The 25,744-nt window shown below is 68.7% G+C and carries 25 protein-coding genes and 1 tRNA gene; 17 read left to right on the forward strand and 9 right to left on the reverse strand.

The genetic code is table 11. From position 1 onward, the window contains the following. The first annotated feature begins 99 nt into the window (after nucleotides 1-99). The 3 genes from ABTV68_RS04110 to ABTV68_RS04120 are packed head-to-tail and all read left to right on the forward strand — an operon-like array spanning nucleotide 100 to nucleotide 4,007. Nucleotides 100-1,134 carry a phosphodiester glycosidase family protein gene (locus ABTV68_RS04110; RefSeq protein ID WP_433676357.1) on the forward strand — a complete coding sequence of 345 codons (1,035 nt, stop codon included), beginning with the start codon at nucleotides 100-102 and terminating at the stop codon, nucleotides 1,132-1,134. After that, nucleotides 1,131-2,225, forward strand: a complete 1,095-nt coding sequence (locus ABTV68_RS04115; protein ID WP_433676358.1) for a GtrA family protein — start codon at nucleotides 1,131-1,133, stop codon at nucleotides 2,223-2,225. Before ABTV68_RS04110 ends, ABTV68_RS04115 begins: the two co-directional genes overlap by 4 nt. 24 nt (nucleotides 2,226-2,249) lie before the next feature. Then, the gene (locus ABTV68_RS04120) at nucleotides 2,250-4,007 is read left to right on the forward strand and encodes a carbohydrate-binding domain-containing protein (RefSeq protein WP_433676359.1); all 1,758 of its coding nucleotides are present in this window, start codon (nucleotides 2,250-2,252) and stop codon (nucleotides 4,005-4,007) included. Nucleotides 4,008-4,389: 382 nt separating this feature from the next. Here the strand turns inward: ABTV68_RS04120 and ABTV68_RS04125 are convergent, their stop codons facing one another. After that, a complete protein-coding gene (locus ABTV68_RS04125; protein ID WP_433676360.1) occupies nucleotides 4,390-5,064 on the reverse strand; it encodes an SDR family NAD(P)-dependent oxidoreductase in 675 nt (224 codons plus the stop codon). Nucleotides 5,065-5,184: 120 nt separating this feature from the next. Here ABTV68_RS04125 and ABTV68_RS04130 point away from each other — a divergent pair, with 120 nt between their 5' ends. After that, complete coding sequence (locus ABTV68_RS04130) at nucleotides 5,185-5,427, forward strand: hypothetical protein (RefSeq protein ID WP_433676361.1); 243 nt, start codon at nucleotides 5,185-5,187, stop codon at nucleotides 5,425-5,427. Nucleotides 5,428-5,694: 267 nt separating this feature from the next. On the opposite strand, the gene ABTV68_RS04135 is transcribed toward ABTV68_RS04130, so the two are convergent. After that, complete coding sequence (locus ABTV68_RS04135; protein ID WP_433676362.1) at nucleotides 5,695-7,293, reverse strand: ABC-F family ATP-binding cassette domain-containing protein; 1,599 nt, start codon at nucleotides 7,291-7,293, stop codon at nucleotides 5,695-5,697. A gap of 293 nt (nucleotides 7,294-7,586) precedes the next feature. Continuing rightward, nucleotides 7,587-8,216 (reverse strand): alpha/beta hydrolase, encoded by a 630-nt coding sequence (locus tag ABTV68_RS04140; protein WP_433676363.1) that lies wholly within the window; start codon nucleotides 8,214-8,216, stop codon nucleotides 7,587-7,589. 62 nt (nucleotides 8,217-8,278) lie between these two features. Here ABTV68_RS04140 and ABTV68_RS04145 point away from each other — a divergent pair, with 62 nt between their 5' ends. Further along, entirely contained in the window at nucleotides 8,279-8,893 is a 615-nt protein-coding gene (locus ABTV68_RS04145) for an NUDIX hydrolase family protein (RefSeq protein ID WP_433676364.1), read from the forward strand. Between the two features lie 106 nt (nucleotides 8,894-8,999). Here ABTV68_RS04145 and ABTV68_RS04150 read toward each other — a convergent pair whose 3' ends face one another. Then, nucleotides 9,000-10,070: a threonine aldolase family protein gene (locus ABTV68_RS04150; RefSeq protein WP_433676365.1), complete on the reverse strand. Its 1,071-nt coding sequence runs from the start codon at nucleotides 10,068-10,070 to the stop codon at nucleotides 9,000-9,002. A gap of 65 nt (nucleotides 10,071-10,135) precedes the next feature. On the opposite strand from ABTV68_RS04150, the gene ABTV68_RS04155 reads away from it, so the two are divergent. Then, nucleotides 10,136-10,579 (forward strand): YdeI/OmpD-associated family protein, encoded by a 444-nt coding sequence (locus tag ABTV68_RS04155; protein WP_433676366.1) that lies wholly within the window; start codon nucleotides 10,136-10,138, stop codon nucleotides 10,577-10,579. 3 nt (nucleotides 10,580-10,582) lie between these two features. Then, nucleotides 10,583-11,515, forward strand: a complete 933-nt coding sequence (locus tag ABTV68_RS04160; protein ID WP_433676367.1) for a phosphotransferase — start codon at nucleotides 10,583-10,585, stop codon at nucleotides 11,513-11,515. 1 nt (nucleotide 11,516) lies between these two features. On the opposite strand, the gene ABTV68_RS04165 is transcribed toward ABTV68_RS04160, so the two are convergent. Then, nucleotides 11,517-12,356, reverse strand: a complete 840-nt coding sequence (locus ABTV68_RS04165) for an SDR family NAD(P)-dependent oxidoreductase (protein ID WP_433676368.1) — start codon at nucleotides 12,354-12,356, stop codon at nucleotides 11,517-11,519. A 164-nt stretch (nucleotides 12,357-12,520) separates the two neighbouring features. Here ABTV68_RS04165 and ABTV68_RS04170 point away from each other — a divergent pair, with 164 nt between their 5' ends. From ABTV68_RS04170 to ABTV68_RS04190, 5 genes are all read left to right on the forward strand, one after another. Continuing rightward, nucleotides 12,521-13,129: an asparagine synthase gene (locus ABTV68_RS04170; protein WP_433676369.1), complete on the forward strand. Its 609-nt coding sequence runs from the start codon at nucleotides 12,521-12,523 to the stop codon at nucleotides 13,127-13,129. A 116-nt stretch (nucleotides 13,130-13,245) separates the two neighbouring features. After that, nucleotides 13,246-13,318, forward strand: a tRNA-Arg gene (locus ABTV68_RS04175). Between the two features lie 109 nt (nucleotides 13,319-13,427). Further along, nucleotides 13,428-13,754, forward strand: coding sequence for a hypothetical protein (locus ABTV68_RS04180; RefSeq protein ID WP_433676370.1), 327 nt, complete (start codon nucleotides 13,428-13,430; stop codon nucleotides 13,752-13,754). Next, the gene (locus ABTV68_RS04185) at nucleotides 13,751-14,920 is read left to right on the forward strand and encodes a DUF6973 domain-containing protein (RefSeq protein WP_433676371.1); all 1,170 of its coding nucleotides are present in this window, start codon (nucleotides 13,751-13,753) and stop codon (nucleotides 14,918-14,920) included. The genes ABTV68_RS04180 and ABTV68_RS04185 overlap by 4 nt, the downstream gene beginning before the upstream one ends. Beyond that, nucleotides 14,911-15,348: a hypothetical protein gene (locus ABTV68_RS04190; protein ID WP_433676372.1), complete on the forward strand. Its 438-nt coding sequence runs from the start codon at nucleotides 14,911-14,913 to the stop codon at nucleotides 15,346-15,348. Before ABTV68_RS04185 ends, ABTV68_RS04190 begins: the two co-directional genes overlap by 10 nt. 5 nt (nucleotides 15,349-15,353) lie before the next feature. On the opposite strand, the gene ABTV68_RS04195 is transcribed toward ABTV68_RS04190, so the two are convergent. Continuing rightward, the gene (locus tag ABTV68_RS04195) at nucleotides 15,354-16,004 is read right to left on the reverse strand and encodes a TetR/AcrR family transcriptional regulator (protein WP_433676373.1); all 651 of its coding nucleotides are present in this window, start codon (nucleotides 16,002-16,004) and stop codon (nucleotides 15,354-15,356) included. A 68-nt stretch (nucleotides 16,005-16,072) separates the two neighbouring features. On the opposite strand from ABTV68_RS04195, the gene ABTV68_RS04200 reads away from it, so the two are divergent. Then, the gene (locus tag ABTV68_RS04200; RefSeq protein WP_433676374.1) at nucleotides 16,073-17,446 is read left to right on the forward strand and encodes an MFS transporter; all 1,374 of its coding nucleotides are present in this window, start codon (nucleotides 16,073-16,075) and stop codon (nucleotides 17,444-17,446) included. Between the two features lie 63 nt (nucleotides 17,447-17,509). After that, complete coding sequence (locus tag ABTV68_RS04205; RefSeq protein WP_433676375.1) at nucleotides 17,510-18,250, forward strand: SDR family oxidoreductase; 741 nt, start codon at nucleotides 17,510-17,512, stop codon at nucleotides 18,248-18,250. Nucleotides 18,251-18,272: 22 nt separating this feature from the next. Here ABTV68_RS04205 and ABTV68_RS04210 read toward each other — a convergent pair whose 3' ends face one another. Both ABTV68_RS04210 and pgi read right to left on the reverse strand, forming a co-directional pair. After that, nucleotides 18,273-18,950 (reverse strand): TetR/AcrR family transcriptional regulator, encoded by a 678-nt coding sequence (locus ABTV68_RS04210; protein ID WP_433676376.1) that lies wholly within the window; start codon nucleotides 18,948-18,950, stop codon nucleotides 18,273-18,275. A gap of 80 nt (nucleotides 18,951-19,030) precedes the next feature. Then, nucleotides 19,031-20,713 (reverse strand): glucose-6-phosphate isomerase, encoded by a 1,683-nt coding sequence (pgi, locus tag ABTV68_RS04215; RefSeq protein ID WP_433676377.1) that lies wholly within the window; start codon nucleotides 20,711-20,713, stop codon nucleotides 19,031-19,033. Nucleotides 20,714-20,796: 83 nt separating this feature from the next. Here pgi and ABTV68_RS04220 point away from each other — a divergent pair, with 83 nt between their 5' ends. From ABTV68_RS04220 to ABTV68_RS04230, 3 genes are all read left to right on the forward strand, one after another. Further along, on the forward strand, nucleotides 20,797-22,284 hold the full coding sequence (locus tag ABTV68_RS04220) for an L-serine ammonia-lyase, iron-sulfur-dependent, subunit alpha (protein ID WP_433676378.1): 1,488 nt from the start codon (nucleotides 20,797-20,799) through the stop codon (nucleotides 22,282-22,284). A 146-nt stretch (nucleotides 22,285-22,430) separates the two neighbouring features. Next, a complete protein-coding gene (locus ABTV68_RS04225; RefSeq protein ID WP_433676379.1) occupies nucleotides 22,431-23,189 on the forward strand; it encodes an ABC transporter ATP-binding protein in 759 nt (252 codons plus the stop codon). Further along, nucleotides 23,186-23,920: an ABC transporter permease gene (locus ABTV68_RS04230; protein ID WP_433676380.1), complete on the forward strand. Its 735-nt coding sequence runs from the start codon at nucleotides 23,186-23,188 to the stop codon at nucleotides 23,918-23,920. The genes ABTV68_RS04225 and ABTV68_RS04230 overlap by 4 nt, the downstream gene beginning before the upstream one ends. 146 nt (nucleotides 23,921-24,066) lie before the next feature. On the opposite strand, the gene ABTV68_RS04235 is transcribed toward ABTV68_RS04230, so the two are convergent. Then, entirely contained in the window at nucleotides 24,067-25,683 is a 1,617-nt protein-coding gene (locus ABTV68_RS04235; protein ID WP_433676381.1) for an SPFH domain-containing protein, read from the reverse strand. Between the last annotated feature and the right edge of the window lie 61 nt (nucleotides 25,684-25,744).

Consider the following 25,744-nt stretch of genomic DNA (forward strand, 5'->3'; position numbering starts at 1 on the left):
GCGGAGGCATAGGAAACGGAAAGGGGGATGGGGGCGATCCACCTGGTGCTCATAGGTGACGCAGGCGATCCGCCTCAAGACGGTCCGTAGACAGGGAACATGACCCTCAGAAACGACAACCAGCGCCCGCGCCGACGGCTTCGTCGCGGCACGGCGATCCTCCTCATCGTGACCGGCGTTCTGGTCGTCGCGGGCGGCGCCGGTGCCGCCTGGGCGGTCGATCGCTACCTCGTGGAACACGTCGAGATCACCGACGTCGCGGCCTACGAAGCCGCCGCCTCCGCGTCCGCTTCGCCCTCGGCAACGGCGGACGCCACGGCGGATGCGAGTGCGGAGCCCACGGAAACCACCGCCGCTGCTGCCGCCACCACCGTCTCGCTGACGGACGACTCCTACAGCGACGGCTCCACGTCGGTGAGCATCCGGACCGTCACCACCGGCTCCGGAGACGCGACCGTCACGTATTACGTGGCCGATGTCACGCTCAGTGACGCCACCGCGCTGCGCTCGGCCTTCGCCGAGAACCAGTTCGGCGAGAACATCACCGAGACCACGAGCGGCATCGCCGCCGACAACAACGCCGTGTTCGCCATCAACGGCGACTACTACGGCTTCCGCGACACCGGCATCGAGATCCGCAACGGCGTGGTCTACCGCGACGAGGGTGCCCGCGAGGGCCTCGCGTTCTACCGCGACGGATCGGTGAAGGTGTACGACGAGACCACCACCGACGCCGACACCCTGGTGTCCGAAGGCGTGTGGAACACCCTGAGCTTCGGCCCCGCCATCGTTGAGAACGGCGCCGTCGTCGACGGGATCGACAGCGTCGAGGTCGACACCAACTTCGGCAACCACTCGATCCAGGGTGAGCAGCCCCGCACCGCGGTCGGAGTGATCGACGACAACCACCTGGTGTTCGTGGTGGTGGACGGCCGCTCGCCCGGCTACAGCGCGGGAGTGACGCTGCCGGGCCTCGCCGAGATCATGATCGAGCTGGGCGCCCAGACCGCCTACAACCTCGATGGTGGCGGCTCCTCCACGATGTACTTCAACGGCTCCGTGATCAACCAGCCCTCCAACGGCGGCGAGCGCGGCACCAGCGACATCCTCTACATCGCGAGCGCGGCCTCATGATCGTCGTGATCCCCGCCTACGAGCCGGGCGGTCGGCTAGTCCCGTTGGTGGATTCCCTGGTCTCCGCGGGTCTTACGGTGATCGTGGTAAACGACGGCTCGGGGACCCCGTTCGCCGAGGTCTTCGCCTACGCCGAGGCCCATGGAGCCATGGTGCTGCGACACGACCACAACCGCGGCAAGGGCGCGGCCCTGCGGACCGCGTTCGCCCACATCGCCGAGCACCACCCCGACGTCGACGTGATCACCGCGGATTCGGATGGTCAGCACACAGCGACCGACATTCTGCACGTGGCGGCGGAACTGGCGATGGATCGCGAGAACCGTACCCCGGTGCTCATCCTCGGCTGCCGTCGGTTCGACGCGGACCAGGGCGGACGATTGATCCCGACGCACAGCCGGGTGGGCAACCGTGTCTCGGCCGCGCTGTTCCGCTTCGCGGCGGGTTGGGCGCTGAGCGACACGCAGACCGGGCTGCGAGGGATTCCTGCCGGGATGATCGGCTGGCTCCTTGAGGTACGCGGCGACCGGTTCGAGTACGAGCTGAACATGCTGCTGCACCTGCGTCGCTCCGGTTTCGGTGCGCGCGAGGTGCCGATCCAGACGGTCTATCTGGAGCACAACGCGAGCAGCCACTTCCGTCCGCTCGTCGATTCGATCCGCGTGATGACACCGCTGCTGGTGTTCCTGCTGGCGTCGTTCTCGTCATTCGTGATCGACACCGTGGTGCTGCTCGTGCTCACGGCCGCGACCGGCGCGATCGTGCCGGCGGTGATCGGTGCGCGCATCGTCAGCGGCACCGCGAACTTCTTCCTCAACCGCCGTCTGGTCTTCACGACCGCCGATCGGTCGCGCGCTGCCACGGCGCGAGCGGCCGTCCGCTACGCCGTCCTGGCCGGGGTGATGCTGCTGTCCAACGTCGTGTGGATGGCCTACCTCACCGACAACGGTGTGCACGTGCTGCTGGCCAAGGTCATCACCGAGTGCGCGCTGCTCGTGCTCGGCTTCCGCGCCCAGCGCTCCTTCGTCTTCCGCGAGTCCTCGCCCCGTGAGGCCCGCACCCTTCCCTCCCGCGTACCCGCGGGGATCTGACACTCGAACAGCAGGAGAAAGAAAATGCGAAACCGTCGAATCATCCTCAGCACCCTGCCACTCGCAGCCCTCGCGCTCGTCGTCTCGGGCTGCAGCGTCGCCGCAGCCAGCTCGACGGCCACGCCTACGGCTGTGGTTTCCACGGCCGCGAGCGCGGAGCCGACGACCTCCACCCAGACCACGGCCGAGACGGTCAGCACCACGGGAGGTGACCTCTCCGCCGTGACACTGGCGGGTGCGAACGCGGACATCACCGTCGTGCGTGATGACGAGTGGTCCGAAGCAGATGCCCAGGACATCACCCTGTCGGGATCCAGTGCCTCCAGCAGCGCGTCGGGTGTGAGCGTCAATGGATCCACGGTGACGATTTCCGCCGCTGGTGTCTATCGGTTGACGGGCACCCTCGAGGGAAGCGTCGTCGTGGCGGCGCCCGAGGATGCGCAGGTCGTGCTCATCCTCGACGGCGCGACCATCACCGCCACCAGCGGGCCGGGCATCTCGGTCACGAGCGCTGACGATGTGGCTCTTCACCTCGCCAGCGGCACCAGCAACAGCGTCACCGACGCCGCGGACACTGTCGATGCCGACGCGAACGCCGCGATCTACAGCACGGCCGATCTGACCATCTCCGGCGACGGATCCCTCACCGTGTCCGGGACCGGAAACGACGGCATCGCCACCACCGACGATCTCGCGATCATCGGTGGCACGGTGTCGGTGACGGCTGTCGACGACGGCCTGCGCGGGAAGGACGCGGTTCTCATCGAGGACGGCGCCGCGACCGTGGACGCGGGCGGCGACGGGCTCAAGAGTGACCAGGCCGACGACGCCACCAAGGGTGTGGTGCAGATCGACGGCGGCTTCGTGGACATCACCGCGGGCGACGATGCGATCACCGCGACCAGCGATGTGCTCGTCACCGGCGGGACCATCACGGCCGAAGCAGGTGGGGGAGCGGGCGCCTCGGTGACCCAGGACGCGTCGCCGCGGGGGATCGTGGCCGACGTCGCGATCGCCCTCGACGGCGGCACCGTCACGCTCAGCGCGGCAGACGATGGCGTGCACTCCAACGGCGCGATCGGCATCGGCGGAGCGACGGTGACGGTGGCCGCCGGTGACGACGGCGTGCACGGGGATGCACGCGTCTCGATCACCAGCGGAGCTCTCACCGTCTCGCAGTCGAACGAGGCGCTGGAGGGGGCCGCGATCAGCATCAGCGGCGGCACCGTGGATCTGACGAGCGACGACGACGGCATCAATGCGTCCGGCGGCTCGTCATCATCCTCCGGCGGGATGGGTGGCGGAATGTCCAACACGGGCGAGACGCTGGAGATCTCCGGCGGCACGGTCACCGTGACGGCTGAGGGGGATGGCCTCGACTCCAACGGGACGACCACGATCACCGGTGGCGAGATCGTCGTCTACGGCCCCACCGGCAGCGGCAACGGTGCGCTGGATTCCAACGGCGGCATCACGATCTCCGGGGGAACGCTGCTCGCGCTCGGCAGTGCGGGAATGGCGGAGACGCCCGAGGCCGATTCGCCGCAGGCGTGGGTCGCCGCGTCGCTGTCGGGCTCGGCGGGTGATGTGGTGACGGTCACCGATGCGTCGGGCACCGTGATCGCAACGACCACAGCGGCGAAGCAGTACTCCACCGTGGTGGCGTCGTCGGCTGCCGTGACGTCGGGCACCTACACGTTCACGAGCTCGTCGGGCTCCAGCGTCACGGCCGAGACCGGCACCGCCCTCGCCGGCGGCATGGGCGGAGGCCCCCGCCGCTAAGCCCGCGAGACTTCCGTCTGTGGGCGAGAATCGGTGCGTTGCGCCGATCCTCGCCCACATTTGGAATTCTCGCGGGGTATGTGTTTGGTGCACGGATCCCGGGTCACTGATTCGCAGCGGCCACAGCAGCGGCCACGGTAGCGGCACCGCAGCGACTACGGGAGCGGCACGATAGTCGTGGGGGGGGAGCGGCGACGGGAGCGGCACGGTGGCGGTGCGCCACGTGAGCGGCCACGGGAGCAGCCACGGGGAACGGACGCGGTAGGGCACCGCAGCGACTACGGGAGCGGCACGGTGGCGGCGCGGCAGCGGCTGCAGTGGGCGATCGGGTGCCGGCGTGATCGGGCCGGGAAACGATCCGTGCCGCGTGCTCGGCGCCGGTTCAGTGCCGGAAGGAGAAGGCGCCGTCGGCGAACAGCCGCTGGCCCGACACCCACCGACCCTCGGGCGACAGCAGGAACGAGACGACGGCGGCGATGTCGCGCGGCGTGCCGAGCCGACCCATCGGGGTCTCCGCGGCCAGCGCTTCGCGAGTCGGATCGTCCATCCAGCCGGTGTCAATCGGGCCGGGGTTCAGCACGTTCGCGGAGATCCCGCGCGGACCGAGCTCGCGCGCGGCGGAACGGACGAGCCGATCGAGCGCTCCCTTCGACGCCCCGTACGGCAGATTTCCCGTGGTGTGGTCACTGGTGAGCGCGAGGATCGCGCCGCCCTCTGCCGGTGCCTGCCGCGCAAACGCCGCGATCAGCAAGAGCGAGGCGCGCGCGTTGATCGCGACATGTCGGTCAAAGCTCTCCGCGGTGGTGTCCAGCAGCCCGCTCTCCACATCGTGCGCGTGTGAGAGGACCAGAGCGGTGATCGGGCCGTGCGTCGCCGACACCTCGGCGATGAGCGCGTCCGGCCCCGCCGGGTCCGCGAGATCGCAGGGATGATCTGCGTCGCGCAGGTCGCTGGTGACCACGCGCCAGCCGTCGGCGCGCAGGCGCGGCACGATGCCCGCGGCGATGCTGTTGGCGCGAGCGGCACCGGTGATGAGGGCGAGGGGTGAGTGGGTCATGTCGTCTCCAAGTCAGAGGTTGGTCAGGGGTTCTCAGGGGCGGCGTACATCGGAAGATGTACGCCCGAAGTCCGTCTCTCGGGCGATGTGCCGAGGTTGTGGGTTTTCTAGCGTTGAGGCATGAACATCACGAAGGAACCTGCCGGTCGTCGCGCCCGTCCCGCTCGATCGAGCGCACCGGTCCGCACCGCCGAGGTGATGATGTCGCTGCTGATCGGCATGCTCGCCGGCTGGCTGGTGGCGCTCACACTTCCGCGGGAGCCGATCGCAGCCGTCGTCGGCATCCCGGTCGCGATCGCGGTGGCGCTGCTCGCCGACTTCGTGATCTCGCGGATCCGCCGCAACTACCTCGCCAACGACTGACGCCGGTCCCGGGCGCGTCAAGCGGTCGATCGCGAGCCGTCGCACGGTCGCGCGCCCGCTCCCGCGGCTGGTCGTGGTTCCGCGAACCGTCGTGCTCCCGCCGCCGTCGGCTCCCGCCGCCGTCGGCTCCCGCGGCCGTCGGACCCCGTCACGCCTCCCACGGCACCCCATCACCCGCGAGAATTCCGTGTGTGGGCGAGAATCGCCGCGTTGCGCGGGTTGTCGCCCACAGACGGAAGTCTCACGGGTGATGGGTTCGGCGAGGGGTCAGGTGAGTTCGTCGAGGCGGCCGGCGTCATCGATGCGGAGGGTGCGGTCGATGCCCAGCCCGTCCAGGAACGCCTGGTCATGACTGGTCACCAGAATCGCGCCGCGATATCCCGAGAGCGCGGTGACGAACTGCTCCACGGTGTCGATGTCGAGGTTGTTTGTCGGCTCGTCCAGCACCAGAAGCTGCGCCGGGGGCTCGGCCAGCAGCAGTTGGGCGAGGGCCACGCGGAAGCGCTCCCCACCCGACAGCGTTCCGACCGGACGTTCTGCGGCAGCGCCCCGGATCAGGAAGCGGGCGAGGCGGTTGCGCAGCTCGCGATCGGGCACGTGCGGTGCGGCCGCCCCGACGTTCTGCGTGGCAGAGCGAGAGTCATCCAGCCCGTCCAGACGCTGTGACAGCAGACCGATCCGATCCGTGTGCGCTTCGGCCCGCAGATCCGGCAGCCAGTGCGCCGGTTCCCCGGTGACGAGAGAGCGCAACAGCGTGGTCTTGCCGACGCCGTTGGCACCCACCAGTGCGGTGCGCTCGGGACCCTGCAGGATCCACTCGCGCTCGCCGTCGGTCAGGGTCGCGATGCGGCGACCGGCCGCGACATCGGGATCGGGCAGATCGATGCGAATCGTGTCGTCGTCACGAATGCGACGCTCCGCCGCGTCGTGCGCAGCCCGCGCGGTGTCCTCCTTCTCTCGCATCTCGGTGCGCAGATTCCCCGCCGAAACCTGAGCGGCCATGCGGCGCCCGTGTGCCACGATCTTCGGTACGCGCTTCTCGCGTTCGGCCTTCTTGGCCATCTTCGACCGGGTGGCGAGCTTCAGGTCCGCCTCGATGCGCTCTCGCTTCTCGCGACGTACCACGTTCGCCGCTGTGCGCTCGGCAGCCTTCGCAGCCTCCTGCTCGGTGTCCAGCCACGTGCGCCACTCCGAGTACGGACCGCCGAAGACCGACAGCTCGCCGTCGTACAGTTCGGCGGTGTCGTCCATGAGGTCGAGCAGTTCGATGTCATGGCTCACCACGATGAGGGTGCCCGGCCAGGTCGCCACGAGCGCACCCAGCCGTGCCCGCGCCTCGCGGTCGAGGTTGTTGGTGGGCTCGTCGAGCAGCGTGATGTCGGGGCGACGCAGCCGCAATCCGGAGATCGCGGCGAGCATCGACTGACCACCCGACAGGGTGCCGACGGTGCGGTCCAGGGCGTCGGCGGGAAGTCCCGCATCGGCGAGCGCTGTGACCGCGCGCGCCTCGATGTCCCAGTCCGTTCCGATCGTGTCGAAGTGCTCGGGCGCGACATCACCGGACTCCACCGCGCGCACCGCGGCAAGCGTGTCGGCGATCCCGAGCAGCTCGGCGACGGGGCGACCCACCTCGCGGGTGAGGCGTTGGTCAAGCGTCGCCACGGTGCCGCGCGCCTCGACCCGGCCGCTCGTGGGTGTGAGATCGCCGACGATGAGCTTCAGCAGTGTGGATTTGCCGGAGCCGTTGCGACCGACGAGGCCCGTGCGGGCGGTGGAGAACGCACCGGAGACGTGGGCGAGCGCGATGGTGCCGTCCGGCCAGGCATAGGAAAGGTCGTCCAGGACGACGGATGGAGTCAATGGCATGAGAGGGACCTCCCGGTCAGTCGGAAGCGCTGACACGGGGGACCCGGCGTGAACACCGTCGGCAGAGCGAGGGCGGGCGCGGGTGCGACGTTCAGCGCGAGGGTTGCGCTGAACGTCGGCCGACAAGCCGCGAAAGGACGGCGTCTCCGGAAAGAGGAGCGGGTGGTCGACGTTCAGCGCGCTTACAGCGCGGAAGCGTCGGAAACAATCACCGCTGGATCCTCACGTCGGGGACAGGACGTCGTCCACCATACCGGACGTGCGCAGAATTCGCATCCCGGGCGTGTCGGAATCTACGCGTGTTTGGCGAGGAAATGGCGCAGATCATCCAGTTCCTCGCCACTGACGGCGTGACCGAGCCCCGGGTACACGCGCCCGGTCAGTGCGCTGTGCGCGGGCAGCCAACCGGCGGTGAAGTCGATCGCGGCGCGCGGGATGACCTCATCCATGCTGCCGCGACCCCAGAACACGGGTACGCGCAGGTCAGAGAGTCGGGCGTCCTCGTCGCGCTCTTCGGCCGCGGCGTAGCCGGAGAGATTGACCGCGAAACGCACGCGTTCGGGCGCGACGCGCATCGTCTGCAGCGCCACGGCTCCACCCTGGGAGAACCCGATCAGCCCGACCCGATCCAGGTTCCGCGCGTCGAGCCACGACAGGAGTGCGTGCGCCGCCCGTGTGATGCCTGCAGCATCCCGCGTTCCCGGCTCATCGATGTCGTACCAGGAGTGTCCGGACATCGGCCAACGCGGCACCAGCGGGGCACGCACGGCGGCATACACGGCGTCCTCGACGAGGTACGGCACCAGTCCGAACAGGTCGTTCTCATCCGACCCGTACCCGTGCAGCAGCACCGTCACCGGCGCTTCCGCAGGCGGCCTCGACCACCGCACCGCCGCGTCGTCGAGCGTCAGTTCCTCACTCATGCGCTCATCCTCGCAGAGGCCTCGGACACCTGCGCGACCGGGGCGTCGGGTATACAGGAAGCATGACCGTACGCACGCCTGACCCCGATCCCGCCGACGACGGCCGCGATCCCCTCGAGGGCCTCACCGGCATCGGCCACGAGCTGCGGGTGCCGGGGGCGAACCCGGGGTGGCTGAGCGACGTCGAACTGCTGGAAGCGCGGCGGCACCTGCCGATTCTCTACGTCGAGGCTGTGCCGGTGCGGACGGACGGGACGGGCGCGGTCACCGACGTCGGGATCCTGCTGCGTGCGACCCCGATGGGCGAGATCACCCGCACGATCGTCTCGGGCCGGGTGCGGTACGGCGAGACGGTCCGCGATGCGCTGTTCCGCCATCTCGAGAACGACCTGGGGCCGATGGCGTTCCCGATGCTTCCGCCGCAGCCGACGCCGTTCACCGTGGCCGAGTACTTCCCGATTCCCGGGGTGAGCGCCTTTCACGACGACCGTCAGCATGCTGTGTCATTGGCCTTCGTCGTGCCGGTGACGGGCACCTGCGAGCCGCGTCAGGACGCGCTGGAGGTCACCTGGCTCACGCCGGAAGAGGCCCAGAGCGCGGAGTTGTCGGCCGAGATGGAGGGCGGTCGCGGAACTCTCGTTCGCCAGGCCCTCGCCTCGGTCGGCGCCCTGCGCTGACGATCCGCGCGACGTCGTCCGATCACGCGACGACGGTGATCCGTCCGGCGTCATGCACAACAGTCGTCTTGCGCCGAAGCGTCCGCGAATCGACGCCGCGGGCGGGTCAGCGCGCGGCGGTCTCCGCGGCGAGCAGCTCGACGAGCGAGTCCACATCGGACTCCGCCGTGTCGAAGCTGCACACCCAGCGAACTTCGCGACGCGCCTCGTCCCAGTCGTAGAAGCGGAACGTCTCGCGGAGGCGATCGGCAACGCCGGCCGGCAGCGTCAGGAACAGCCCGTTGGCCTGCGTCGGCTGCGTGAACTCGACACCGGTGATCTCGCCCGCGGCGATCCGCGCGTCGATCGCCGTGCGCAGTCGTGCCGCCATGGCGTTCGAATGGCGGGCGTTGCGGAGGAACAGGTCGCCCTCGTAGAGCGCGATGAGCTGTGCGGAGACGAAGCGCATCTTCGATGCGAGCTGCATGTTCGTCTTGCGGAGGTAGGTGAGGCCCTGCGAGGCCTCGGGGTTCAGGACGACGATCGCCTCGGCGACCATCGCTCCGTTCTTCGTCCCGCCCACGCTCAGCACGTCCACGCCGGCGTCACGCGTGAAGGCGCGCAGCGGCAGGTCCAGCGCTGCGGCGGCGTTCGCGATGCGCGAGCCGTCCATGTGCAGGTGCATGCCGAGCGAGTGGACGTGATCGGCGATGGCGCGGATCTCCTCCACCGTGTACAGCGTGCCGAGTTCGGTGGACTGCGTGAGGGAGACCACCAGCGGCTGGGCGCGGTGCTCGTCGCCCCATCCGCGTGCCTCGATGTCGATCAGCTCCGGCGTGAGCTTGCCATCGTCCGTGGGCACAGTCCACAGCTTGATGCCGCCGACCTTCTCGGGCGCGCCGCCCTCGTCCACGTTGATGTGAGCACTCTGTGCGCACACGACCGCGCCCCAGCGAGGGAGCATCGACTGCAGCCCCACCACGTTCGCGCCGGTGCCGTTGAACACCGGGAAGGTCTCCACGCCGTCACCAAAGTGACCGCGGAACACCTCGGCCAGGCGGGCGCTGTACACGTCTTCGCCGTAGGCCACCTGATGGCCGTCGTTGGCAGCCGAGATCGCGCTCAGCACCTCGGGGTGGATGCCGGAGTAGTTGTCGGAGGCGAAGCCGCGGAGGTTGACGTCGTGGATCGTGGTCACTCCTCCAGCCTAGAACCTCGCCTCGCTTACGAGCGGTCGGCGGCACAGGGTCGTATGCTCCCGTCATGACGACGATGACCTTCACGACCGAGCTGTACTCCGCGGATGGTCGCAACACCGGGATCCGCGTGCCCGAAGAGCTCCTCGAGGAGTGGGGCGTCGGCAAGCGCGTGCCGGTGATCGTGAACGTCAACGGCTTCGAGTACCGCTCCACGATCGCGTCGATGCGCGGTCAGCTGCTGATCCCGCTCTCCTCCGATAAGCGCGCGGAGACGGGGCTGGGCGCGGGGGATGCCATCACCGTCACGCTCACTCACGACGCCGAGGAGCGTTCTGTCGAGATCCCCGACGATCTCGCGGGCGCTCTCGATGCCGCGGGAGTGCGTCCGGCTTTCGACGCGCTGGCGTTCTCCCACCGCAAGGAGCACGTCCGCGCGGTCGTCGACGCGAAGAAGCCCGAGACCCGGCAGCGGCGCATCGAGGCCGTCGTCACGAAACTCAGCGGCTGACGCATGTCGGATGGCGATCGAAGCACACCGGCAGACCTCCCGCTGATGCACGCGGATCAGCTGTCCATCGAGCCCGATCAGGTCGAGCGGCTTGTGGCGGCAGCGCGACCGGAGTGGGCGGGTCGGCCCGTCGCCGCGATCCGCTCGCAGGGCACGGTGAACGCGATCTTCCGCGTGGGACGCTCCGTGGCTGCACGCTTCGCGCTGCAGCCGGACGAGCCGGTCGCGCACCGTACGGCGCTCGAGCGCGAGTCACATCGTTCCGCCCGCTTCCTGCGCGTCTGCCCGGTGGCGGCCCCGGAACCGCTGCTGATCGGCGAGGCGGGTGCGGGGTACCCGCTGGCTTGGACGGCGCAGAGCTGGGTGGATGGCGATGTGGTCGATCCGCGTGCGTTCGCCGCCTCGCGGGACCTCGCGGACGACCTCATCGATCTGCTCGCGACCCTGCGGGAGGTGGATGTGGTTGGCGAGGCGTTTCGGGGGTACGGCCGCGGCGACGAGCTCGCCCCCTTCGACGACTGGGTGCAGGAATGTCTGCGGCGTAGCGTCGGGGTGATCGACACCGCACGGATCGACGAGCTGTGGACTCGGCTGCGCGAGCTTCCGGCACCGGCCGGTCGAAGTCTCAGCCACACCGACCTGGTGCCGGGCAACGTGCTCGTGCGCGACGGGCGGCTGGTGGGGCTCCTGGATACCGGCGATGCGTCGGCCGCCGACCCGGCGCTGGATCTTGTCATCGCCTGGCACCTGTTCGATGCCCCGATGCGGGAGCGGGTGCGGCTCGGGCTCGAATCATCCGCGGAGGAGTGGACGCGCGGTGCCGGATGGGCGCTCGTGCAGGCGATCGGACTGGTCTGGTACTACGAGACGAGCAACCCCGTGATGGCGGCACTGGGGCGATCCACGCTCGCTCGCCTGGCCGCATCGGACCTGTGAGTCAGGCGATCGGAGTGGTGGTGTCGGTCGCCTCGCGCAGGGGGCCGCGCATGAAGTTCCAATAGCGCACGGGCATCGCGCGGGTGATCCAGTCCACCAGGTACGCCTTGCGTCCGATCATCGTCCGCGCTCGCCGCTCGATCGTGGCGCGGATGATGATCTCTGCTGCCTCTTCGGGCTCGGTCTCGTACATGTGCGCCTGGGCCTCGGCCGCACGCGCGGCGATGGCGGGATCGATCGCGGCGGCGTAGCGGCCGTGCAGGATGATGCCCGTCTTCACGCCGGCGGGATAGATCGCGCCCACGGTGATCGTGGAGCCTTCCAGCTCGTGTCGCAGCGCCTCGGAGAAGCCGCGCACGGCGTACTTGCTCATCGCGTACGGGATGCGACCGGCGGGAGCGCCGAGCGCGTAGATCGAGGCGAGGTGCGTGATGTGCGCTGCAGGGGATCGGCGCAGCGCCGGCAACAGCGCCTTCGTGATCGAGACGGTGCCCCAGAGATTGACATCCATGAGCCAGCGCATTTCGGCCATCGTGAGCTGGTCGAGATTTCCCAGCATCGACGATCCGGCACAGGTGATGAGCGACTGCACGGCACCGTGCGCGCGTTCGATCTCAGCGGCGGCCTCTGCGACCGCGTCATCGTCAATGAGATCCACCGTGTGGGTGGTGACCATGTCTGTCGGCAGGTCCGCGGCGAGACGGGTCAGGCCGTCGGCGTCACGATCAAGGAGGGCGAGCCGGGCACCGCGCGCCGCGAGCCCGCGCGCCACCTGTGCGCCCATGCCGCTCGCTGCTCCCGTGATGACCGTCACGTTCCCGGCCACGTCGAGTTTCGCCATGCTGACCTCCGTCCGTCCGCGCGCCGATGCCGGACCTCTCGATTCTGCCGTGCGGTCTCTCCAGCGCACCGGACCCGGTGCATCGAAAGCGGGCGTGTCGGACGGGGGCGGCTACGCTGAGAGGACCGGTGTCGCGCGGCTCCGGGCTGCGACGGCGCAGATACATGGACGGCAGGGGAGGCCCGGTGGGAGCGAAGCTCAATGAAGCGATCGCCGAGGGCATGTCCATTGCGCTGGCGGCCGGTCGGCTGTCGTTGAAGAACCAGATCCTGGTGGACACGATCGCGGGCGATGCGGCCTTCGAGACCGACCGCTTCATGGAAGCCGCGCGCGAGATCCTGAGCGACCTGGCCGATGAGTCCGAAGACGCCGCGAATCGGCTCAAGCGTCAGGGGCGCAAGGCCTGGGGCAAGTACTCGCAGTCCGACGGCACCCACGACTACCGTGATCGCGACGTGAAGAACCTGCGTCGCCGTCGCAAGCAGTCCGCGGGCGTCGCCGTGCGCCTGCGCCAACTTGCGGCCGACGACGATCAGGTTCGCGAGCTGGTGGAGGAAGCGCGCGAGGCGGCCTGGGGTGATGTGTCGTCCAACCTGGATCGACGGCTGCGTGCCGAGAGCATGCGCCCGGATGCTGACCCCGACTACGCCAAGATGCGCGATGCACGGATGCAGGCGTTGCGACTGGTCGACCTGCAAGCCCTCGAGTCTCAGGTGCGCGCCCGCAAGAAAGCGGAGAAAGCCGAACGCAAGGCGTCGCAGGGGAAGTCCTGATCGGCACGGAGAACGGCCGCTCGACGCGCCCGGGCGAACCCTGCCGATTCGCGCTCCGCGACCGAGTGCGTTAGGCTGATCTACGGCCGCCGCGCGAAAGTGCAGAAGCCGAAAATGCGCCCGTAGCTCAATGGATAGAGCATCTGACTACGGATCAGAAGGTTAGGGGTTCGAGTCCCTTCGGGCGCACACTGTGTTGAGACAGTAGACGAAAGCCCCGGTGCGAACCGGGGCTTTCGTCATTTCCGCCGTGGATGGTTCGGGAGCCAACTCAACGAATCCGCGTAGCATTCGCCGTGTGAGGATCGCAGTGAACGGGGAAGAGCTCGCCTCGACGGCTCGCACGCTGCGCACAACCGCCGCCCGGTGCGGTCGGCGGTCTGCGCTGTCTGACGAGGCGGGTGGCGGGGTTCCCGCGACAGCCGGATTCGATGCAGCCCTGAGGGCATGGATCAGCGCCTGCCTTCGGCGAGACGAGCTCGAGGGGAATCTGCTCACTGGCGCGGCCGACAACATCGAAGCCACACTCAGCGACTTCCGTGCCTGCGGTGAGGTCGCCGAGGAGCGCATCGCCGCACTGAGTGGGGGCCTGGCGCTCGCTGCGGATCTGGTCGTGCGGGGATGACCGCACAACGACAACTCGAGCTTCTGGCGAGTGCTCCGAGATATGACTACCCGCACCGGGCGGGTGTGCTGGAGGAAGTGTTCGCCGGAGCGGCAGAGCGATGGCATGAGGCGCGCTCCACGAGCGGGTGGGAGGGCGGTGCGGCGGATGCCGCTCGTGTCGCCTTCGCGAGAAACAGGCAGGGAGCGGAGGACGTTCAGCGAGCGATCGCACGAAGCATTCGGATCGTCGAGAACGCCAACGACGCGATCGATCTCGCGGCACAGCGCTTTGCCGCGCTGCCTTCACGCGACATCCCACACGATCTGATCGCCGCCATCGCCCGCGGGGCCGCGGTGAATGTCATCGGATACGGAGTGCTGACGGATCCGCTCGACGTTCGAGCGTACGCCCGTTGGCTGTTCCAGCAGTGCGAGACCGCCGCGCAGGCTGCGCTCGATGAGTTCCGCCGAGCCATCGATCCTCTGACCGAGCAGCTGCGAGACCTGACGGGCACGATGGCTCAGGTCTCCGTGCGACTGGCTGCCCAGCATGATGATCGTCCGTCCCTGGACGACATTCTCTCGGACTATCAGGTGTCCGATGACCCGGACGGCATGACCGAGTGGCCCGCGTGGCCGTTGAGTCTGGCCACTGAGCCGAGGACGATGACTCAGACCGAAGCGGACATGCTGGATCGCCTGGGACTCTATTGGCTCTTCCAGCTCAATGACATCCAGAACGAGGCGTTCACCGAGGCGGATTCGCGTTACGTGACCGACGATCGGAACGACGACCATAACGATGCGTTCCGGCACGCGTACTGGAATGCGCGCATGGCCGACCTGATGGGCGAGGATTGGGCTGCGGAGTTCGCGACCGCACACGAGGGATCGCCGGACAACATCTACTCCGCGCGAGAGGCGATGGATCTTTACAACAACGAGGTGGGGCGAAGTATCGCGGTCGCCCATCCGGACGCATCCCCTGACGAACTCGCCGACCTCGTGTCAGAGGCGGTGGAAGACGGGCGCCTTATCGTGATCGATGAGGACGGAAATCTGCGCTGGTCCGACCAGCGCCCGGTGGGTTCACCGGGTGACGCCGGGAACGGTGGTGGCCCCCTCCCCGGCAACGAGGAGCTCGACGAGCTCCGTGATGACGCGGGAGACAGCTCATGGGGATGAGGGTTGGTCGACGGGCCGCGGTGCTCGCTGGCCTCGCGCTCGCGGCCGCCGCCGTCCTCGTCGCGTGTGCGCCGGCAGATCCGGGCGACGCTGTCGTCGAAGGCATCGTCGCGCTCTCCGACGGGGATGAGAATGCGACGACGCTCGCCAGCATGACAACCTTCGACTGGGACGAGGTGTACCTCTTTCCCGAGAGCACGCCCGTGGGAGAGATCACCGAGCGCACGGGGATCGAGCTCTCCGGTGGACTGATCTCGGGCGATCACCTTCTCAACACCACCCTGGTGTTCCGCCACGAGGGCCATGTCGTGGCGAAGGTCCAGACCACGGGCGCGCCGCTCGCGTTCGACTCGGCGCATACCTGGCAGCCCTACCCGTACCCCGGGGAGCTCGAGGTGGTGGGAGCAGCCGTGCGTCTGCGCGGCTGACCCGCTCAGTCGGCGCTGTTGAAAGACACCCACTCCGCCCACGTCATCGTCTCGCCACGCACCGACTCCGGGTGCTCCACGCTGTGCTGCAGGCCCAGGAGGTAGTGGTCGAGCTGGCGCAGGTGCAGCTGGATGGCGCGCTCTCGATCCGTGGGGATTCTCGGGCGGAGGTGGGTGATGGCGATCATCAGCTCGCCGGGGCTGAAGTCCGCGGGGACGAATCCCCGTTCGCGGTCGCGCTCGATCAGCTCCTCGAGCGTCGCTCGGAGCTCTTCGGCGGCGCTATCGACCTCAGGATCGCGGAGCACATGTCTGCCGAAGGTGGTGGCGAGGGGGCTCGCTGCTTCGCGCAGGTGTCGCTCGAGGAAGGCCCGCACGACGGACGGATCGGGCGAGGACATCGCCTCGCGGGCGATCTCCGTGACCTGGCGCAGCGCGCGCAATCGAAGATCCAGCGTGAGTGCGTCTTTGCTGGGGTAGCGGCGGTAGATGCTGGCCACGCCGACTCCCGCACGCTCGGCGATGGCCGACATCGGTGCATCGAAGCCGCGCTCGGCGAACACCTCGCGTGCCGCCGTCAGGACGGCGTCGTCATTGGTGCGCGCCTCGGCCGCGCGACCGCGCAGCGGTGTCGCGCGGGGTGAATCGAACGTCATGCGGACACGATACCGACCGGATGGTGTTTAATCGGAACGAAGCATTCCGTTCCGATTAAAGAGAACTGATGACCGCTCCCGTCCGCACGATCGAACAGGCCGAGGAGGTGCGGCGCCCGATGGTCCTGGCGCTCGCGGTCTCGGTCCTCGGCTTCTCGCTGATGCAGACGCTGCTGGTTCCGGCATTGCCGGAGCTGGCTCGCTCATTCGATGTGGAGCCTGCGATAGCCGGATGGGTACTCACCATCTACCTGTTGGCAGGGGCGGTCGCCGCACCCATCCTGGGTGCGCTCGGCGACCTTCGCGGGCATCGGCTGCTGTTGCTCGTGGCACTCGGCCTGTTCGCTGCGGGAAGCCTGCTCGCGCTGTTCGCCCCCAGCCTGACGGTGCTGCTCGTGGCCCGCGTCCTGCAGGGCGCGGCTACGGCCACATTCCCGCTGTCGCTGGCCCTCGTGCGGTCGCATCTCCCGGCGCAGCGACAGGGCGCCGCCATCGGGTGGCTGAGTGGAATGCTCGGGCTCGGGGCGGGATCCGCGCTGGTGATCGGGGGTGTCCTCACGGATGCGGTCGGCTGGCGTGGGCTGTTCGGATTCGGTGCCCTCGTGGCGCTGCTGAGCCTGATCGCGGTCGTCTGCTGGGTGCCTCGGACCCGCCGCGGTCGCGGTGAGGGGCGCCTGGATCTCGCCGGCGCGGTGCTGCTTGCCGTCGGTCTCGCCGCACTGTTGCTCGCGATCTCTCAGGGTGCCGGCTGGGGATGGGGGTCGCCTGCCGTGCTGGGTCTGCTGGCCGTCGCAGTGATCAGCTTCACCCTCCTCGTGATCCTGGAGCGACGCGCGGCTGTCCCCATCGTCGACGTGCGCTCGCTGCGGAACGTTCGGCTCGCGCTCGTCAACGCCGTGACGATGTTCCTCGGCTTTGTGCCCTACCTGTTCTACGTCGGGCTTCCGATCCTGCTGGAATCGACGGCCGGAATCGGGCACGGCATGTCGGTCACCGTGGCCGGGATCGCGATGCTGCCGAGTGCGGTGCTCGTCTTCGTGGGTGGGCGACTGGCTCCCGTGCTCCTGGCTCGCCTGCGCGGCGGCGTGGTGATCACCCTCGCCCTGGTCGCCATGCTCGCTGGCAGCACCCTGTCGGCTGTGGCGCCGGGCTCGCTCTTCGCCGTCGTGGTCGGGTTCGCGGTGGTGGGGCTCGGCAATGGCATCGGCTTCGCGGTGGCATCCGATCTCGTGACCCGCATGGCGCCGCGCGCGGAGGTTGCTGCTGCCGCCGGGCTCAATGGCGTGCTCCGCACCATCGGCTCCGCCGTCGGCATCCCGGTGACGGGGACGATCCTCGCCGCCTCGACGGTGGACGCGGGGAGCTTCCGGGTGCTCTTCCTGGTCGCCGCCGGTGCGAGTGTTCTCGCCGCTCTGCTGTGTGCCCTCATTCGTCGCGACTAGCGCTTATCGCTGATACGTGACGTGAGTATCATCGATACATCCATCGCGTATCAAGGAGAGAGCATGAACGTCGAGTCAGCGGAACGCATCGCACTGGTCACCGGAGGGTCGGGAGGCATCGGCCGCGCGATCGCGCTACGTCTCGCGGCCGACGGGTTCGCCGTCGCGGTGCACTACGCCGGGAATCAATCGCGGGCTGACGCCGTCGTCGCAGAGATCCGCGGCAGCGGTGGTCAGGCGATTGCCGTCGGTGGCGACATCGCCGACGAGCAGGCGATGCAGACGGCGTTCGACGCGGTCGAGGCCGAGTTCGGAAGTGTGGACGTCGTGGTGAACACCGCGGGCATCATGCAGCTCGGACCCATCGCGGACTTCTCCCTCGACGACTTCGATCGCATCGTGCGCACGAACCTCCGCGGCACATTCGTCGTGGCGCAGCAGGCCGCTCGCCGGGTGCGCCGTGGCGGAGCCATCATCGCCTTCTCCACCAGCGTCACCCGCACGCAGTTCCCGACCTACGGTCCCTACGTCGCTACCAAGGCGGCCGTGGAAGGCCTGACGCTCATCCTCGCGCGGGAGCTGCGCGGTCGCGACATCACGGTCAACACGGTGGCACCGGGACCGACGGCGACACCGCTCTTTCTTGACGGGAAGTCGGCGGAGACGATCGAGAGCCTCGCGCACGCGACCCCGCTGGAGCGACTCGGCGCGCCGGAGGACATCGCCGAGACGGTGGCCTTCCTGGCGGGGCCGGCGCGCTGGGTCAACGGTCAGACGATCTTCACGAACGGTGGGCTCGCGTAGCGACGTCTCGCGGTGACCGTCGTCAGCCTCGGAAACGGTCCAGCCACTCGCGCATGAGCGCCGATTCGGCGGGGGAGAACGCCCGCGCCGGTTCATCAAGAGCCGCGCTCAGCATGATGGCCGCGGCCGATCGGTGAGCAGCGCCGCCGTCGACGTCGTCCTCGATCAGGATCGCCCGGAGCACGGCTTCGCGCACCTCGGCAGAGGCATCCGCGTGACCGAGTGTCTCCGGTCGCAGCAGCAGAGTGAGAGCAACGCCGCTGTTCGCGCTCATCACGATCCGGGCGGCGGCATCCGGGGCCATGACGAGGCGGCCGGACGCGGCCACGCGCTGGAGCACGTCGGTGAGGAGTCGCATCGCCTCGTGGGCTGCAGCGATGCGTGAGCCCAGGGGCGATGCGAACACCAGCCGATAGGCGTGCGGGTTCTGAAGCGCGAACGCGGTGTGCGCGTCCCATCCGGCACGCACATCCGCGATGGGATCGTCCGAGGCCTCGGACTGCCGCTTCCCAGCGAGGTACGAGTCCCACGCTGCGTCGGCGACGGCGGCGAGCAGACCATCCTTGTCGCCGAACAGCCGGTACAGCACCGGCTGCGTCACGCCGGCGGCTTCGCAGACGGCGCGTGTCGAGATGTCGCCGTCGGCGGAATCGGCGAGCAGCGCAGAAGCGCGCGCGATGATCAGCGATCTCGTGTCCACGTATCGATGGTATCTGCGGGCGCAGAGATGGAAAACGCCGCCCGGAGCGGCGTCCGAGCGGCGTTTTCCAGCTTTCGGCGTCAGGCGTTACGGTGGGCGTGGTAGTACGCCAGGAGCGCCTGCGTCGAGGCGTCTTGCGCGGCGATCGCGTCGGCGTCACCCTCGATCGCGGGGGCGATCTGCAGCGCCAGCTGCTTGCCGAGCTCCACGCCCCACTGGTCGAAGGAGTTGATGCCCCAGATCGTGCCCTCGGTGAACGTGATGTGCTCATAGAGCGCGATCAGCTGACCGAGCACCGCAGGGGTGAGAGCGGGAGCGATGATCGAGGTGGTCGGCCGGTTGCCGGCGAACGTGCGGGCGGCGACGAGAGCGCCAGTGGTGCCCTCCGCCTCGACTTCCTCGGCCGTCTTTCCGAAGGCGAGAGCCTTGGTCTGCGCCAGGAAGTTCGCGAGGAACAGGCCGTGCACGTCGCGACCGTCGTCCTGCAGCGGGTAGCCGGGGTTCGCCACCGCGATGAAGTCCGCCGGGATCAGTCGGGTGCCCTGGTGGATCAGCTGGTAGAACGCGTGCTGACCGTTGGTGCCGGGCTCGCCCCAGAAGACCTCGCCGGTGGCGGTGGTGACGGGGGAGCCGTCCCAGCGCACCGACTTGCCGTTGGACTCCATCGTCAGCTGCTGCAGGTAGGCCGGGAAGCGGTGCAGGAGCTGCGCGTAGGGGAGCACCGCGTGCGTCTGCGCATCGAGGAAGTTGGTGTACCAGACGTTGAGCAGACCCATGAGAACCGGAACGTTGCTCTCGATCGGCGTGGTGCGCACGTGCTCGTCGACCGCGTGGAAGCCGGCGAGGAGGTCGGCGAAGGCATCCGGTCCGAGGGCGATGTTCAGCGACAGACCGATGGCCGAGTCCACCGAGTAGCGACCGCCCACCCAGTCCCAGAAGCCGAAGGCATTGGCGGGGTCGATACCGAAGGCGGCGACCTTGTCCAGCGCGGTGGAGACGGCGACGAAATGGTGCGCCACGGCGTCCTGCTTCGCGTCGTCGGAGCCGTCGATCGCACCGGCCGCGCCGAGCTTCTCCCACAGCCAGTCGCGTGCGAGACGTGCGTTGGTCAGCGTCTCCAGCGTGGTGAAGGTCTTCGACGCCACGATGAACAGCGTGGTCTCGGGGTCGAGGTCGGCGGTCTTCAGCGCGATGTCGGTGGGGTCGATGTTGGACACGAACCGCGCCTGGATGCCCGCGGTCGCGTACGGCTGCAGCGCTTCGTAGACCATGACGGGTCCGAGGTCGGAGCCGCCGATGCCGATGTTGACGACGTGGGTCACCTTCTTGCCGGTGATGCCCGTCCACTCACCCGAGCGGACGCGATCGGCGAACACCCGCATCGCGTCGAGCACGGCGTGCACGTCGGCGTCGACCTCCTGGCCGTCGACCACCAGCGCGGGGGATGCTCCGGCCGGACGACGCAGCGCGGTGTGCAGGACGGCGCGGTCCTCGGTGGTGTTGATGTGCGTGCCGTCCAGCATCGCGGCGAAACGGGAGGCGACTCCCGTCTCTTCGGCGAGCTTCACGAGAGACGCGAGGATCTCGTCGGTGACGAGGTTCTTCGACAGGTCGACGTGGAGATCGGCGAGCTCGAAGCTCAGCCGCTCCACGCGTCCCGGATCCTGCGCGAACCAGGCGCGCAGATCGGGGGCGAATCCGTCGCGTGCGGCGGAGAGCTCGGCCCAGGCGGACGTTGCGGTTGCATCGATGGGAGTGGTCACGCCCTCCACGGTAGTGCTGTCTGCGCCGATCCGGGCGTGGTGTGTCAGATGCCCCGCCTGCGTTGCGGGATTACGCTGGACTGGTGAGCGCTTACGTGTCCGCATTTGATCTGTTCTCCATCGGTGTAGGACCCTCCAGCTCCCACACCGTCGGACCCATGCGCGCGGGCGTTGACTTCGCCCGACGGCTCGCCGCGTCCGAGATCCTGCCACGCACCGCCCGCGTGACGTGCTCGCTATACGGCTCGCTCGGCGCCACGGGCCTCGGCCACGGGACGCCCGATGCGGTCGTCGCGGGGCTGCGCGGCCAAGAGCCGGAGACGGTGGACCCGGCCGCGGTCCGCGAGGCATGGTCGCACTATCCCGAGGGGGAGCCGCTCGTGCTCGCGGGTGTTCACGCGGTGCCGTTCGGTAAGGACGACATCACGTTCGAGGCCCGCACGCGCCTGCCCGGGCACCCCAACGCGATGACCCTGCGTGCCTTCGATGAGGCGGGCAGCATCCTCACCCAGGAGACCTACTATTCGGTGGGCGGCGGATTCATCCGGCGCGACGGCGAGAGCGCCGAGGTGTCCTCGACGGCCTTCCCGTTCGCCTACTCCGACGCAGCGACGCTGTTGGAGCTGTGCGACGAGCACGGTCTCACCATCGCCGAGCTCGCCCGACTCAACGAGGAGTCGCTGCACGGCGAAGCGGAGGTCGCGGCCGGACTCGACGCCATCTGGGACGCGATGAGCTCCTGCGTGAACGCGGGCCTGCACACCGGCGGAGTGCTCCCCGGGGTTCTCGGGGTGAAGCGTCGCGCATCGACCATCCGCGAGCAGCTGGAGAACGTCGAATCCGGCGGTCACCGGGAGTTGCCCGGCGAATGGCTGGGGGCGTTCGCGCTCGCGGTCAATGAGGAGAATGCGGCCGGCGGTCGTGTTGTTACGGCTCCCACGAACGGAGCAGCCGGCATCCTTCCCGCTGTCGCCATGTACTGGTGGCGGTTCCTGGCGGACTCCGGTCTCGGCGGAGGCAACGCCGTCACACCCTATGGCGAGCTGGTCGGCAGCGCCCTGCTCGGCTTCGGCGGAGAGCCGGCCGAGGTGCCCGACGACGACTCCGAGGCGATCGCTGAGGCCAATCGCCGCCGCGGTATCCGTCGCTTCCTGCTCACCGCCACTGCTCTGGGATCGCTCTTCAAGGCGAACGCGTCGATCTCCGGTGCCGAGGGCGGCTGCCAGGCAGAGGTCGGCTCGGCGTGCGCCATGGCCGCGGGCGGACTCACCGCGGTGATGGGCGGCACCAACCGGCAGATCGAGAACGCCGCCGAGATCGCGATGGAGCACCACCTCGGTCTCACGTGCGACCCGGTGGGAGGCCTCGTGCAGATCCCGTGCATCGAGCGCAACGCCATCGCGGCGTCGACCGCGGTGACCGCAGCCCGACTCGCCCTGCGCGGCGACGGCAACCACTTCGTCTCGCTCGACATGGTGGTCGAGACCATGCGCCAGACCGGCATCGACATGTCCACCAAGTACAAGGAGACCAGCGAGGGCGGCCTCGCGGTCAACGTCATCGAGTGCTGATCACCGTCTCGAAACGAGGACATTTCGCCCGTGGCGGGCCGGAATCCGTGTTCTGATCCTCGTTCGGCGGAAATGTCCTCGTTTCGGGGCACGACCCGACTTCCGACCCCTGTCGCGCTCCGGCACGCGGGTCCATAATTCATGCCATGAACAGCACGGATGCCGTCGTGGTCGACGGGCTGCGGGTGCGGCGCGGGCGGCACGAAGTGTTCGATGCGCTGTCGCTTCGCATCGAGCAGGGGCGGATCACCGGCCTGCTCGGCCCATCGGGGTGCGGCAAGACCACGCTGATGCGCGCGATCGTCGGCGTGCAACGGATTCAGGGTGGCACTGTCAGCGTGCTCGGGGAGAGCGCAGGGTCTGCAGCGCTGCGGCGTCGCGTGGCCTACGGCACCCAGGGGTCGGCGGTGTACGCCGATCTCACCGTGCGGCAGAACCTCACCTACTTCGCGCGCGTGCTCGGTGTGGGCCGCGATCAGGTGGATCGGGTCATCGAGCAGGTGGGTCTCGCCTCGCACGCGTCGCGCACGGTTGCCGCCCTCAGCGGTGGGCAGGCGAATCGCGTCTCGCTCGGCGTCGCGCTGCTCGGGGAGCCGGAGCTGATCGTGCTCGACGAGCCGACGGTGGGACTGGACCCCGTGCTGCGCGCCGAGTTGTGGGACCTGTTCCGTGCCATCGCGGAGCGGGGAACCACGCTCCTGGTGTCGAGCCACGTGATGGATGAGGCGTTGCGCTGCGATCGACTGCTGCTGATGCGCGACGGTCGGCTCGTGGCTGACACGACGCCGGTCGACCTCCTCGCTGACACGGACCGCTCCGATCCGGAGCAGGCGTTTCTCGAGCTCATCGCGCGCGACTCCGCGGCGCATCCGCAGCTGCGCCGCGATCGGAGGGAGGCATCATGAACCCGCGCCGGATGTTCGCCACCGCGGGCCGGGTGCTCACACAGCTTCGCCACGATCCGCGCTCCATCGCGCTCATGGTGGTGGCCCCGAGCCTGCTGGTCGGGCTGTTCGCCTGGCTCTTCACCGACACCACCGGGGTGTTCGATGCGTTCGGCGGGGCGATCCTCGCTCTCTTCCCGTTCATCGTGATGTTTCTGGTGAGCTCGATCACAACGCTGCGCGAACGCCGCTCAGGAACGCTGGAGCGGCTGATGACCACACCGCTCGGCCGCGCGGATTTCGTGCTGGGCTACGCTCTCGCCTTCGGACTTCTGGCCGTGCTGCAGGCGGTCGTGACGGTGAGCTTCGCCGTCTACGTGTGCGGTCTCACGGTGTCGGGCGAACTCTGGCAGCTGGGTCTCGTGGCGGTGGTCGATGCGCTGCTCGGCACCTCGCTGGGACTGCTGGCGAGCGCGTTCGCGCAGTCGGAGTTCCAGGCGGTGCAGTTCATGCCGGTGCTGGTGTTCCCGCAGATCATCCTCGGCGGGCTGTTCATGCCGCGCGATCAGATGCCGGACGTCCTGTACGCCATCTCCGACTGGCTGCCGCTGAGCCACGGGATCGATGCCGTGCAGGCGGTGACGGCGGGTGATGACGGCTGGGACCTGTGGCGTCCGGTGCTCATCGTTGCGGCGTTCGCCGTGGCGTTCCTGGTGCTCGCCCCGCTCACGCTCCGCCGCCGCACGTCGTAGCGCCCTGGTCGTGGTCGCGAGAAACCCAAGCAAGTCCGAGAAACCCTGCGTTGCGGGGTTTCTCGGACTTGCATGGGTGTTTCGATGACGGGACGGACGACACAGCGCCCGCCCCGGATCGGGACGGGCGCTGCGGGAGTGGGGGATCAGCTGTCGGCGGCAGCGGCCTTGGCCGCGTTGATCGCCGCCTCGGCCGCGTCGCCCAGCTTCTCGGCGGGCTGGCGCGCGGCCGCCTGAGCGACACCCTCACCGATGCCGCGACCGACGGCCTGCCCCTGGATGATGCCGGCGAGGTCGAGACCGGTGGCGGCGCTGACGCTGTCGAACACGCTACGCAACGCGGTGGCGCTGTCGGCACCCACGAGGCGCGACGCACCCTCCTCGCTGGAGCCGCCGACAATCGACACGTTGCCGATCGCGGAGTAGCCCTTCGCGAACTCCGCCATGATCGCGGGGAGCACCTCGAGCACGCGCTGCGACAGGAACGCGTCCTGGTTCGAGGCGATGGCTTCGGCCTCGGCCTGTACCGCGGCGGCGCGAGCCTCACCCTCGATGCGGATGGCCTCGGCCTCGGCGGCCGCCCGCAGGCGACGAGCCGCGGCTTCGGCATCCGCCTGAGCGCGCAGGGCGTTGGCGGCACCGGTGGCCTGGGCCTCGGCGGCTGCAGCCTCACCGGCGGCGCGGGCCTTGTCGGCCTCGGCCTGCTGCTCGGCGATGCGGGTGCGCGCCTCGGCCTGCTTGACCTGCTCGATCGCGGCAGCCTCTGCGGCCTTCTCTCGGGCGTACAGATCGGCTTGGGCGCGGGTCTCCGCCTCGTACTTCTGCGCGTCGGCGACGCGCTTGATGTCGGCGTCGAGCTGGGCCTGCTTGTTCTCGGCCTGCTGCTGGAGCACGGCCTGCTCCGCCTGTGCGCGGGCCAGCTGTTCGGCCTGCTCGGCCTGTGCACGCGCACGACCGATCTCCGCCGACGCGTTGGCGGTGTTCTTGTCGAGCGCGGTCTGCTCGATGAGGTTGGCCTCGTTGTTGGCGATGTTCTTCTGGTTGATCGCGCGATCGGCGTTGGTCTGCGCGATCATCGCGGACTGCCGCTTGGCCTGGATCTCGGGGGCACCGAGGGACTGGATGTAGCCCACCTTGTCGGTGATGCCCTTGATCTGGAACGAGTCCAGGATGAGGCCCTGCTCGGCGAGCTCCTGCGAGACCTCGAGCGCGATCTGGTCGGAGAACTTCTTGCGCTCACGCATCAGCTCCACGACGGAGAGCGTCGCGACGATACCGCGCAGCGCACCCTCCAGCTGCTCGGTGGTGAACTGCTCGATGGCCTTGTCCTGCGAGGCGAAGCGCTCGGCTGCGCGACGCACGAAGAGCGGGTCGGAGCCGATCTTCACGATGGCGACGCCGTCGACGTTCAGGGTGACGTTGTCCAGCGACTGCGCCTCGGCGTTCAGAAGCACCTGGCGCGAGCGCAGCGAGATGATCTCGTGACGCTGCGTGATCGGGTTGACCAGCGACTTGCCGTTCACGATGACCGTGACAGGCGACTCCTCGATCTGCGACTGCGGGACCACCTGACCGTCCGCCCCGCGAGTGGCGACGGTGATCTGGACCTTCTGCTTGCGTCCCGAGATGACCAGCGCCTCATCCGCGCGAGCGACCTTGATCCAACTGCGCGCGAACAGCAGCACGATGAGACCGATCACGACCAGCGCGACGAACGCCACACCGACCACGATCAGGATGCCGATTCCTGCGGCTACCTCCATGGGAACCTCCCCCTTCGATCGGCCCTGTTGCCGATCCGCTACCTTCGACTATTCCAGAAGG

The organism is Microbacterium gorillae (genome assembly GCF_050990725.1).
Lineage (GTDB): Bacteria > Actinomycetota > Actinomycetes > Actinomycetales > Microbacteriaceae > Microbacterium > Microbacterium gorillae_A.

What these genes read in the sequence shown, in the direction of transcription:
- ABTV68_RS04110 (WP_433676357.1), top strand. Translation starts at nt 100, where the DNA reads ATGACCCTCAGAAACGACAACCAGCGCCCGCGCCGACGGCTTCGTCGC.
- ABTV68_RS04115 (WP_433676358.1), top strand. Translation starts at nt 1,131, where the DNA reads ATGATCGTCGTGATCCCCGCCTACGAGCCGGGCGGTCGGCTAGTCCCG.
- ABTV68_RS04120 (WP_433676359.1), top strand. Translation starts at nt 2,250, where the DNA reads ATGCGAAACCGTCGAATCATCCTCAGCACCCTGCCACTCGCAGCCCTC.
- ABTV68_RS04125 (WP_433676360.1), bottom strand. Translation starts at nt 5,064, where the DNA reads ATGACCCACTCACCCCTCGCCCTCATCACCGGTGCCGCTCGCGCCAAC.
- ABTV68_RS04130 (WP_433676361.1), top strand. Translation starts at nt 5,185, where the DNA reads ATGAACATCACGAAGGAACCTGCCGGTCGTCGCGCCCGTCCCGCTCGA.
- ABTV68_RS04135 (WP_433676362.1), bottom strand. Translation starts at nt 7,293, where the DNA reads ATGCCATTGACTCCATCCGTCGTCCTGGACGACCTTTCCTATGCCTGG.
- ABTV68_RS04140 (WP_433676363.1), bottom strand. Translation starts at nt 8,216, where the DNA reads ATGAGTGAGGAACTGACGCTCGACGACGCGGCGGTGCGGTGGTCGAGG.
- ABTV68_RS04145 (WP_433676364.1), top strand. Translation starts at nt 8,279, where the DNA reads ATGACCGTACGCACGCCTGACCCCGATCCCGCCGACGACGGCCGCGAT.
- ABTV68_RS04155 (WP_433676366.1), top strand. Translation starts at nt 10,136, where the DNA reads ATGACGACGATGACCTTCACGACCGAGCTGTACTCCGCGGATGGTCGC.
- ABTV68_RS04160 (WP_433676367.1), top strand. Translation starts at nt 10,583, where the DNA reads ATGTCGGATGGCGATCGAAGCACACCGGCAGACCTCCCGCTGATGCAC.
- ABTV68_RS04165 (WP_433676368.1), bottom strand. Translation starts at nt 12,356, where the DNA reads ATGGCGAAACTCGACGTGGCCGGGAACGTGACGGTCATCACGGGAGCA.
- ABTV68_RS04170 (WP_433676369.1), top strand. Translation starts at nt 12,521, where the DNA reads ATGGACGGCAGGGGAGGCCCGGTGGGAGCGAAGCTCAATGAAGCGATC.
- ABTV68_RS04185 (WP_433676371.1), top strand. Translation starts at nt 13,751, where the DNA reads ATGACCGCACAACGACAACTCGAGCTTCTGGCGAGTGCTCCGAGATAT.
- ABTV68_RS04190 (WP_433676372.1), top strand. Translation starts at nt 14,911, where the DNA reads ATGGGGATGAGGGTTGGTCGACGGGCCGCGGTGCTCGCTGGCCTCGCG.
- ABTV68_RS04195 (WP_433676373.1), bottom strand. Translation starts at nt 16,004, where the DNA reads ATGACGTTCGATTCACCCCGCGCGACACCGCTGCGCGGTCGCGCGGCC.
- ABTV68_RS04200 (WP_433676374.1), top strand. Translation starts at nt 16,073, where the DNA reads ATGACCGCTCCCGTCCGCACGATCGAACAGGCCGAGGAGGTGCGGCGC.
- ABTV68_RS04205 (WP_433676375.1), top strand. Translation starts at nt 17,510, where the DNA reads ATGAACGTCGAGTCAGCGGAACGCATCGCACTGGTCACCGGAGGGTCG.
- ABTV68_RS04225 (WP_433676379.1), top strand. Translation starts at nt 22,431, where the DNA reads ATGAACAGCACGGATGCCGTCGTGGTCGACGGGCTGCGGGTGCGGCGC.
- ABTV68_RS04230 (WP_433676380.1), top strand. Translation starts at nt 23,186, where the DNA reads ATGAACCCGCGCCGGATGTTCGCCACCGCGGGCCGGGTGCTCACACAG.
- ABTV68_RS04235 (WP_433676381.1), bottom strand. Translation starts at nt 25,683, where the DNA reads ATGGAGGTAGCCGCAGGAATCGGCATCCTGATCGTGGTCGGTGTGGCG.